10 protein-coding genes are annotated in these 8,326 nt (G+C 68.4%); 9 read left to right on the top strand and 1 reads right to left on the bottom strand.

The features are described from left to right. Positions 1 to 281 precede the first annotated feature (281 nt). The 7 genes from nudB (at position 282) to AB7O82_RS28480 (ending at position 4,477) form a co-directional block, all read left to right on the top strand. Positions 282 to 725 carry a dihydroneopterin triphosphate diphosphatase gene (nudB, locus tag AB7O82_RS28510; protein ID WP_428620769.1) on the top strand — a complete coding sequence of 148 codons (444 nt, stop codon included), beginning with the start codon at positions 282 to 284 and terminating at the stop codon, positions 723 to 725. Positions 726 to 765: 40 nt separating this feature from the next. Continuing rightward, positions 766 to 987, top strand: coding sequence for a FitA-like ribbon-helix-helix domain-containing protein (locus tag AB7O82_RS28505; RefSeq protein WP_428543501.1), 222 nt, complete (start codon positions 766 to 768; stop codon positions 985 to 987). Continuing rightward, positions 984 to 1,376 carry a type II toxin-antitoxin system VapC family toxin gene (locus AB7O82_RS28500; protein ID WP_428543499.1) on the top strand — a complete coding sequence of 131 codons (393 nt, stop codon included), beginning with the start codon at positions 984 to 986 and terminating at the stop codon, positions 1,374 to 1,376. Before AB7O82_RS28505 ends, AB7O82_RS28500 begins: the two co-directional genes overlap by 4 nt. Then, positions 1,373 to 2,761 (top strand): MFS transporter, encoded by a 1,389-nt coding sequence (locus AB7O82_RS28495; RefSeq protein ID WP_428543497.1) that lies wholly within the window; start codon positions 1,373 to 1,375, stop codon positions 2,759 to 2,761. The genes AB7O82_RS28500 and AB7O82_RS28495 overlap by 4 nt, the downstream gene beginning before the upstream one ends. A gap of 10 nt (positions 2,762 to 2,771) precedes the next feature. After that, positions 2,772 to 3,089 (top strand): monooxygenase, encoded by a 318-nt coding sequence (locus AB7O82_RS28490; protein ID WP_428543495.1) that lies wholly within the window; start codon positions 2,772 to 2,774, stop codon positions 3,087 to 3,089. A gap of 42 nt (positions 3,090 to 3,131) precedes the next feature. Next, complete coding sequence (locus AB7O82_RS28485; protein ID WP_428543493.1) at positions 3,132 to 3,416, top strand: hypothetical protein; 285 nt, start codon at positions 3,132 to 3,134, stop codon at positions 3,414 to 3,416. A gap of 77 nt (positions 3,417 to 3,493) precedes the next feature. Continuing rightward, complete coding sequence (locus AB7O82_RS28480; RefSeq protein WP_428543491.1) at positions 3,494 to 4,477, top strand: Bug family tripartite tricarboxylate transporter substrate binding protein; 984 nt, start codon at positions 3,494 to 3,496, stop codon at positions 4,475 to 4,477. 377 nt (positions 4,478 to 4,854) lie between these two features. On the opposite strand, the gene AB7O82_RS28475 is transcribed toward AB7O82_RS28480, so the two are convergent. Further along, on the bottom strand, positions 4,855 to 6,087 hold the full coding sequence (locus AB7O82_RS28475; RefSeq protein ID WP_428620767.1) for an MFS transporter: 1,233 nt from the start codon (positions 6,085 to 6,087) through the stop codon (positions 4,855 to 4,857). A gap of 816 nt (positions 6,088 to 6,903) precedes the next feature. Here AB7O82_RS28475 and AB7O82_RS28470 point away from each other — a divergent pair. Further along, complete coding sequence (locus AB7O82_RS28470; protein WP_428620766.1) at positions 6,904 to 8,073, top strand: tetratricopeptide repeat protein; 1,170 nt, start codon at positions 6,904 to 6,906, stop codon at positions 8,071 to 8,073. Between the two features lie 21 nt (positions 8,074 to 8,094). Then, the coding region (locus AB7O82_RS28465; protein WP_428620764.1) for a hypothetical protein at positions 8,095 to 8,326 on the top strand (232 nt) is incomplete at its 3' end.

The following is an 8,326-nucleotide window of genomic DNA, read 5'->3' as shown; positions in this document are numbered from 1 at the left end:
AGTCGCGGACCTCGCCCCTGGTGGCGCTGTTGATGCCGTCGCGCGCTTCCCACGCCGCATCGATGGCGGCTTCCAGCCCTTTGCTCATCGCTCCCCTCGTACAGTCCAGGATTGGACTCATCTCATGCTCCTCTCGCCCGCCTCATGAGCGCGTTCGGCTTCGCCGAGCCGCACATAAGGGGGAGAGGAACATGAGTCGAGACCGCTCTGGAGCCCGCAAAATCGCCGGCGGACCATAGCCGTGGGGGGCGGGGAGTCAATGTTCCGGCTATGCTGCCGCCATGGCGTTCAAGATCCCGGAATCCGTCCTGGTAGTGGTCTATACGGCGCGGCTCGACGTGCTCCTGCTCGAGCGTGCGGCGCAGCCCGGCTTCTGGCAATCGGTGACCGGCTCGCGCGAGCCCGACGACCCCGACCTGCGCGCCACCGCCGAGCGCGAGCTTCTGGAGGAGACCGGCCTCACCCAGGGCACGCTCAGCGACTGGCGGCTCACCAACCGCTACGAGATCTGGCCGCAATGGCGCGCCCGCTATGCACCCGGAGTCACGCACAATACCGAGCACGTTTTCGGCTTCCTGGTCGACAGCGCGACCGTTGCCACCCTCGATCCGGCCGAGCACACGGCGCAGCTCTGGCTGCCCTGGCGGGAGGCGATGGCCAAGGTCTTCTCGCCGACGAACCGGGACGCCATCTGGCAGCTTCAGCGGCGCGTCGCCTGGCGTTGACATGTGTTGAACATGTCTTCATCATGAATACATGTCCGTCATGATCCAGATTCGCAATGTTCCGGACGCATTGCACCGGCGCCTGAAGGCGCGTGCGGCGTTGGCGGGAATGTCGCTTTCGGACTATCTGCTGCATCAGATTCGCGAGGTTGCAGAGCGACCGACGGTCGAGGAAATGCTTGCGCGATTGGAGCGCCGTTCCGCGGTCAGCCCATCCCCCGATCCGGTCCGCGCGGTTCGCGCCGAGCGTGACAGTCGGTGATCGTCGTCGATGCTTCGGCACTGATCGAGCTTCTGCTGCGCACGGCCTCGGCTCAAGCCGTCAGGCAAAAGCTCATGGGGTCGGGAGGAAGCCTGCACGCGCCTCACCTGGTCGACATCGAGGTCATGCAAGTCCTTCGCCGTTACGCCTTGGCAGGAGAGATCGACCCGGAGCGCGGAAAGGAGGCGCTTGCGGATCTCTTCGCGTTCCCGATTTCCCGGCACACGCACGAAGCCCTTCTGTCTCGCGTGTGGGAGCTCCGAAACAATCTTACCGCGTATGATGCCGTCTACCTGGCTCTGGCCGAGGCGCTCGACGCCTCGCTTCTCACGCACGACCAGCGCCTGGCTACGGTGGCGCGGCGCCATTCGCAGGTCCGCATTCTGTGAACGCTGGCCACTCGACCGAACCTCGCACGGAAGCCTCGAAGCTCGGCCAGGTCAGCTGGGCGCTGTTCGACTGGGCCAACCAGCCCTTCTTCACCATCGTCACCACCTTCATCTTCGCGCCCTACTTCGCCAACGTCATGGTCGGCGATCCGGTGAAGGGCCAGGCGGCGTGGGCGTTCACGCAATCGACCTCGGGCGTGCTGATCGCGCTGATGAGCCCCTTCCTCGGCGCCATGGCGGACGCCGGCGGCCGGCGCAAGCCCTACATCTTCACCTTTCAGCTCCTGCTCGGGCTCGGCTGCGCCGCGCTGTGGTGGGCCTATCCCGGCCGGCCCGACCTGGTCGGACCGATCAGCTGGGCGGTCGTCGTCGCCACCATCGGCGCCGAGATGTCGATCGTGTTCAACAACGCGCAGCTGCCCAACATCGTGCGGCCCGAGCGCATGGGCTCGTTGAGCGGCCTGGGCTGGGGCCTGGGCTATTGCGGCGGGCTGATCTCACTGTTCATCGTGCTGATGGTCAGCATGCCGGCGATGTTCGGCCTGGCGGCGAGCAACGATCAGCCGCTGTTCGGCCTCGACGCCGGCACCCACGAGCTCGAGCGCCTGGTCGGCCCGGCCTCGGCGCTGTGGCTCGCGGTGTTCGTGATCCCGATGTTCCTGTTCACGCCCGACATGGCCAAACAGGACGTCTCGCTGCTGGGCGCAGCCCGCAACGGCGGCCTGGCGCTCGTCCACACGGTGAAGCGGCTCGGCCATTTCAGGAACGCGCTGCTCTATCTCATCGCCTTCATGCTCTACAACGACGGGCTCGCCGCCATCATCGCCTTCGGCGGCGTCTATGCCGCCGCGATCTTCGGCTGGAGCACGGTGACGCTCGGCATCTTCGGCATCATCCTCACCGTGTTCGCGATCCCCGGCGCCTTCCTGGGCGGCAAGCTCGACGACCATATCGGCAGCAAGCGCACGGTCCAGCTCGCCATCCTGGGCGTCATCATCGCCACCCTGGGCATCGTCGGCGTCAGCGACGATCGCGTGCTGTTCTTCGTGCCGGCCGCCGAGCTGGCGCCCGGCCGGTCACTGTTCGGCTCGCTGCAGGAAAAGGTGTTCATGGCCTTCGCCCTGCTGCTGGGCCTCTGCATGGGGCCGATGCAGGCGGCCAGCCGCACCCTGGTCGGCCGGCTCGCGCCCCCCAGCATGACTGGCGAGTTCTTCGGCCTGTTCGCCCTGTCGGGTCGCGCCACCGCCTGGATGGCGCCGCTCGCCATCGGCATCATCACCACCTCGACCGGCTCCAACCGGCTGGGCGTGGCGTGCGTGCTGATTTTCCTGGTGCTAGGCTTCTGCCTGCTCTGGCGGGTCCGCGAGGAGCGCGCCGAAGCCTAGGGAGGACCGCATGATCACCGCCATCGTCAACTTCACGCTGCCGGCTGGCATCGACGCCCGGAAGGCGGCCGAGCTTTTCAAGGGATCGGCGCCCAAGTATCGCGGCATGAAGGGCCTGGTGCGCAAATATTACCTGTTCGACGAGCAGAGCCGCATCGGCGGCGGGGTCTACCTGTGGAAGAGCCGCGCCGAGGCCGAGGCCGTCTACACCGCGCAATGGAAGGCCTACATCGCCGAGCGCTACGGCGCGCCGCCGGAGGTCCGCTATTTCGAGACGGCGGTCGTGGTCGACAACGAAAGCGACACGATCCTCGCCGACGCGGCCTAGTCGGCACCACCCGGACGCGCCGCGTTCGCCGCCCGCTGCGACATGTCCCGGCGCATCGACAAGTCGTGGGTGGTGTTTGCCAGCGTGGAGAACGACGAGCACGACAGGTGTGTCGACATGTTCCATCGGCCCGACGGCACGTTCGGGTTCGAGGAATTCCGGCGAGACGTCGAGGATGCGGGCGCGTGGACGCCGCTCGGTTACCATTCGGGCGCGGCCTATACGTCCTCGCCGGCTGCCTGCGCCGCCGCCGAGGCCGCGGTTCCGTGGCTGGCCGACATGCTGCGGCGAAAGTCGGGCCTGCGGCGCGATCCTCCGAGGTCGTAGCGTGTAACGGCGATCCTTGACCTTGTTGCGCCCGTCCGTAGTGTCGGCGCCGACAAGAGAATCGGGAGGATGCAGACTTGAAGGAGACAGGTTTCAACAGGCGCGGTTTCGCGGCTGGAGCGTTGGCGCTGGCGACGACAGCGACGGCGCCTGCCGTCCTGCGGGCGCAGGAGTTTCCCGCCAAGCCGGTGCGGGTGGTCGTGCCCTACCCGGCCGGTGGCGGCACCGATCTCGTGGCGCGCCTGATCATGCCGCGGCTGGCCGAGCGCTGGAAGCAGACCGTCGTCATCGACAACAAGGGCGGGGCGAGCGGCATTCTCGGCAGCGACATCGTCGCCAAGGCGCCGGCCGATGGCTACACGCTGCTGATCATGACCAGCGCCCACACGATCAACCCCTTCACCGTCAAGACCCTGCCCTACGACACCGAGCGCGACTTCACGCCGGTGACGACCCTGGTGCTGGGCGTGATCGCCCTGGTCGGCTCGCCCAAGGCCGGCTTCGACACGCCCGAGAAGTTCATGAACGCCGCGCGCGCCAATCCCGGCAAGTACACGTTTGGCAGCACCGAAAACACGACGCGCCTGATCGGCGAGCTGTTCCGGCTGCGCAGCGGGCTCAAGATCGAGAACGTGGCCTACAAGGGCGCGGCGCCGATGATGCAGGAGCTGGCGGGCGGTCACATCCCGGTCGGCTTCACCAGCCCGCTCACGGTGATGGCGCATCATCGCGCCGGCACCCTGCGCATGCTGGCGGTGAGCAGCGGCAAGCGCCTGAGCGAGCTGCCCGACATTCCGACCATGGCCGAGATCGGTGCGCCGGGCGTCGACCAGTCGGCCTGGTTCTCGCTGTTTGCGCCGCGCGGCCTGCCGTCGGCGCTCACCGAGCGCCTGCGCAACGATGTGGTGGCGGTGCTGGCGGAGCCCGAGGTCAAGGCCAAGATCCGCGACCTGGCGAGCGAGGCGGGCGGCGAGCCGACGGCGGAGTTCGCCAAGCGCGTCTCGCGCGAGCTCAAGACCTGGAGCGAGATCGCCAAGGCGGCGGGCATCGAGCCGGAGTGACCTGTCGCGGGTAGAGCGGCGGAGTTCGACGGCAGCCGGCGACACAGAGCCGGCTACCGTGATCATCGAGGCTTGTTTCCCTGGCCTCCTGCCCGGCCATCGCGGCCGAAGCCTGCGAAGTGCCTGGGATTCGACGCGAGATCGAAAACGCCGGAAGCGATCATGCCGCGCGCCCGCCTGGTCGGTCTGGCGAGGCTCGAATGCCGGCCTGACCTGCGTGGTGCAGCGAGAACGAGCCGCAATCCTTCATCGACCAGGTCCCGCAACGAGCACCCGCGCAGTGCCGCCTCTGATTTGGCACGGCGATAGAGCTCGTTGGGCAACGTGACCGTGATCTTCATCGATGTGTCGCAATCCCGTTCACCCATGAAACCATATTATGAATGCGCCGCTCCGCGCCCTCGTCTGCCCAGCAGCAGGATGACGGCGCCAAGCACCGTGGTGAACGCGGCCGCGCCGAGAACGATCGCATAGCCGTCGAAGGCGTCGCGTAGCACGCCGAACAGGGCCGGCCCCAGCGCCGAGACGACCTGGATCACCGAGGCCGCGCTGCCATAGGTGGCGCCGAACGCGGCGGCGCCGAACTCGCGGCGGACGACGACCGGCCCGAGCGTCGTGACATGGCCGATGCCATAACCGTAGACCAGGCTGGCGACGATCAGCACGGTGGCGGTGGACGAGTGCACGATCGCGACCAGCGCCATCGTCTGCAGCACCATGATGCCGGCGGCGAGCCGCCGCGGATCCACCCGATCGACGATGCGCGCGAGCACGAGGCGTCCGGCGAAGGCCGTCATGCCGGTCGCGCTGACGAGCAGGCCAGCGCCGGCGGCGCCCAGCACCGGCGCGGCCAGCGCGAGGTGATGGGTGATGAAGCCGATCTGCACCGTGAGGCCGAGCGCGAAGCCCGCCGCCGCGCTCCACAGCAGGACGCGCCGGCTGGCCGGCGCGGCGTTCGCGGAGGGGACGGGCGGGGTCGCCCCTTCCGGGGGCGGCGAATCGCCGTCGCGCCGCAGGCCGAGATCGGCCGGCCCGCGGAAGCGCAGCACCCAGCCGATGAGCGGCAGCAGCACGCAGGCGGTCGCCAGCGCCGCAACCGCCAGCCCGGCGCCGAGGCCGAGCCGCTCGAGCGCGAGCAGCAGCAGCGGCACGCCGGCGATGGCGCCGACGCTCGCGCCCATGATGGCGAGCGTGATCGAGCGGCCCTGATGGCGCTCGAACCACGGCGCTACGGTCGCTGCCAGGCCGGTCGTCGACAGCGTCGACCAGCCGATGCCGATCAGGACAAAACAGGGATAGAGCTGCCAGGGCGCGCGCACCTGGCCGATCAGCGCGACACCGCTGGCAATGCTGAGCGTGCCGATCGCCAGCACCGGCCGCGGCCCCCAGCGGTCGATGCTGCGCCCGACGAAGCGCTGCGCGGCGGCGCTCACCAGGAAAAACAGCGTGATCGCCGATGCGACCTCCGCCACCGCCCAGCCGTGTGCCGCGGTGACCGCCTGCAGGTAGACGCTCGAGCCGAACAGGCCGAGCCCCCAGCCGAAGGAGGCGATGACGAAGCAGGCCGCGACGACCCGCCAGCCATAGAAGAGGCCGCGGTCAGCCGACATCGACACTATCGTCGGACGACCGCAGCGCTGCGCGGTCGGATCGATGGCAGGGCAAGAACGGGCTCCTGTACTCTCCGGACTGGATGCCAGGAGTGGACGCGAGGGACAACAAGGGCATTCGCATTCGGAGCGCTCTTAATTCTTCTCTCAGCCATTTATCCCTCCCCCGTAATCGAAGGAGGTGGCCCGAAGGGCCGGAGGGGAAAGGCCACAGATGAGACCTCTCCGATTCCGCCGTCGGAATCCGAGGCATCTCGGCTGAGGCCTTCCCCCTCCGCCTGCCCGCGCGAAGCCGAAGCGGCTTCGCTTCGGCGAAGGCAGGCCCCGTATGACGGGGCACCTCCCCATAGGCGTCAAACCAAGAAGAATCCTCATCCTGAGGAGGCCGCGCAGCGGCCGTCTCGAAGGATGGGCCACACAGTAGATCGTTGAAAAAGCAGTGTCGCAGCGGCCCCTTCTTTGCCGACCGAAGGGCGAAGGTTACTTCGCCCGATTCGAGACGCGGCCCTGCGGGCCGCTCCTCAGGGTGAGGATTCTTCTTGGTTTAACGCCTTTGGGGCACCTCCCCCGATTGCGGGGGGAGGGAAAGTCACGCGTGTGTTCGCCCTTTTCCAGCGGCCCGTGCGGCACGGTAGCTGTCGCGTTTTGTGCGACCATGATTTACAGAGGTCCGGCTGGACGGGGAGGGGTGACCCGACGATCGCCCCGGAAGCGGGCAATTGCCCACGACCATCGAGCGAGCACACCCGATTGCCGCTCGCGTTGGGCGGCGGGCAGTGTAAGGTGTTTGACGGATACGATCCGAGACGGTTGCACGTGCTGAAGAACCAGGCCTTGAAGTTCGTGCCGACGGCGCCGGTGTGGGAAGCCGTCCTGGACGTTTGGCGACGAGTTGTGGATCGCCTCGGCATGCCCGTCGCGCCGCCCCCGGGCAGCGCGTCCGGCTGGGAGGCACTCTACGTGCGCGCTCATGAGAGCCTGCGGGTGGGCGCTCTCGACACCGCGGCGGAGCTGTTTGCCGAGCTCCTGAGTGCCGATTCCGCCAACCCGGCCGCCGCGCTCCAGGGGCGGAGGGCCGTGCGGGACTTGCTGGGATGGGGTGGTGTTTCGCTGGGCGAGTTATTGCCGAGGCCGGGGACCGAATCCATGGTGCGGCGCGGCATGCCGGACCGCCACTTCGCCGTCCGCAGTCGCGGGATGTCCGTGGCGGAAATCCTCGCCTATACCAAGGTCCTCCGGGCCGGCCACGCGAAGCGCCGGCCCCACGCCTATTTTGGCCGCGGCAATGCCTACCTCGCGAGCGGACGCCCCAAGCTCGCTCTGCTCGACTATGCGTTTGCGCTGAGGCTCGATCCGAACCTCGCCAACGTCCTGGCTCTCAGGGGCGAGGCCCTGGTGGTGCTCGGGCGCCACGACAAGGCGCTGGCCGAGCTCGACCGGGCCGTGCGAATCGAGCCGGCAAACGCCGAGATCACCGGCAGCCGCGCCATTGCCCGTCTGGCCCTTGGCCGCCTCGAGGAGGCCGACATCGACTGGCGCCGGCAGCTGGAGCTGCTGCCGGGCGACAATGCGCCGGCGCGCGCCAGCGTCCTGCTGCGCCTCGCCGATTACGCGGCGGCTCTCCCTGCCCTCGAAGCGGCCCGTCGGGCCGAGCCCGCCGATCCGTACTGGCGTCTCTATCATTACACCGCCCTTGCCAGGCTCGATCGGGCACCGGCGCAGGCGGACGGCGCGGCGGTCCCCTCCGAGTGGCCGGGGCCACTGCTGGCCCTGCACGCCGGCCGGTCCTCGCCGGGCGAGGTGCTGACGCGCGCCGACAACACCAGCCGCCACGCCGAGGCGCTGTTCCAGCTCGGAGTCCTGGCGGCCTCGGCCGGCGCCCCCGGGCAGGCGCGGCAGCACTGGACGAAGGTGGTCGAGATCGCCGCGCCGGAGATGATCGAGCACGCCGCGGCGCGGCATGAGCTGCGGCGGCCGGGCGAGTAGGCCGAGCACGCGGCGCCCGCCATGTTCTCGGTAATCCTCTACGGCCGCAACGACAGCCACGGCTACAACCTGCACAAGCGGGCGGCGATCAGCTTCAATGCGCTGGCCGAGGTGATGTCCGATCCCGACGACGAGATCCTGTTCGTCGACTACAACACGCCGGACGACCATCCGACCTTTCCCGAGGCGATCGCCGATACGCTGACCGACAGGGCGAAGAGGGCGATGCGCATCCTGCGCGTGCGCCCCGAGC

The organism is Reyranella sp., from assembly GCF_050185545.1.
Lineage (GTDB): Bacteria > Pseudomonadota > Alphaproteobacteria > Reyranellales > Reyranellaceae > Reyranella.
Note: the sequence above shows the minus strand (reverse complement) of the source record. Positions and strands in the feature narration are given on the sequence as shown.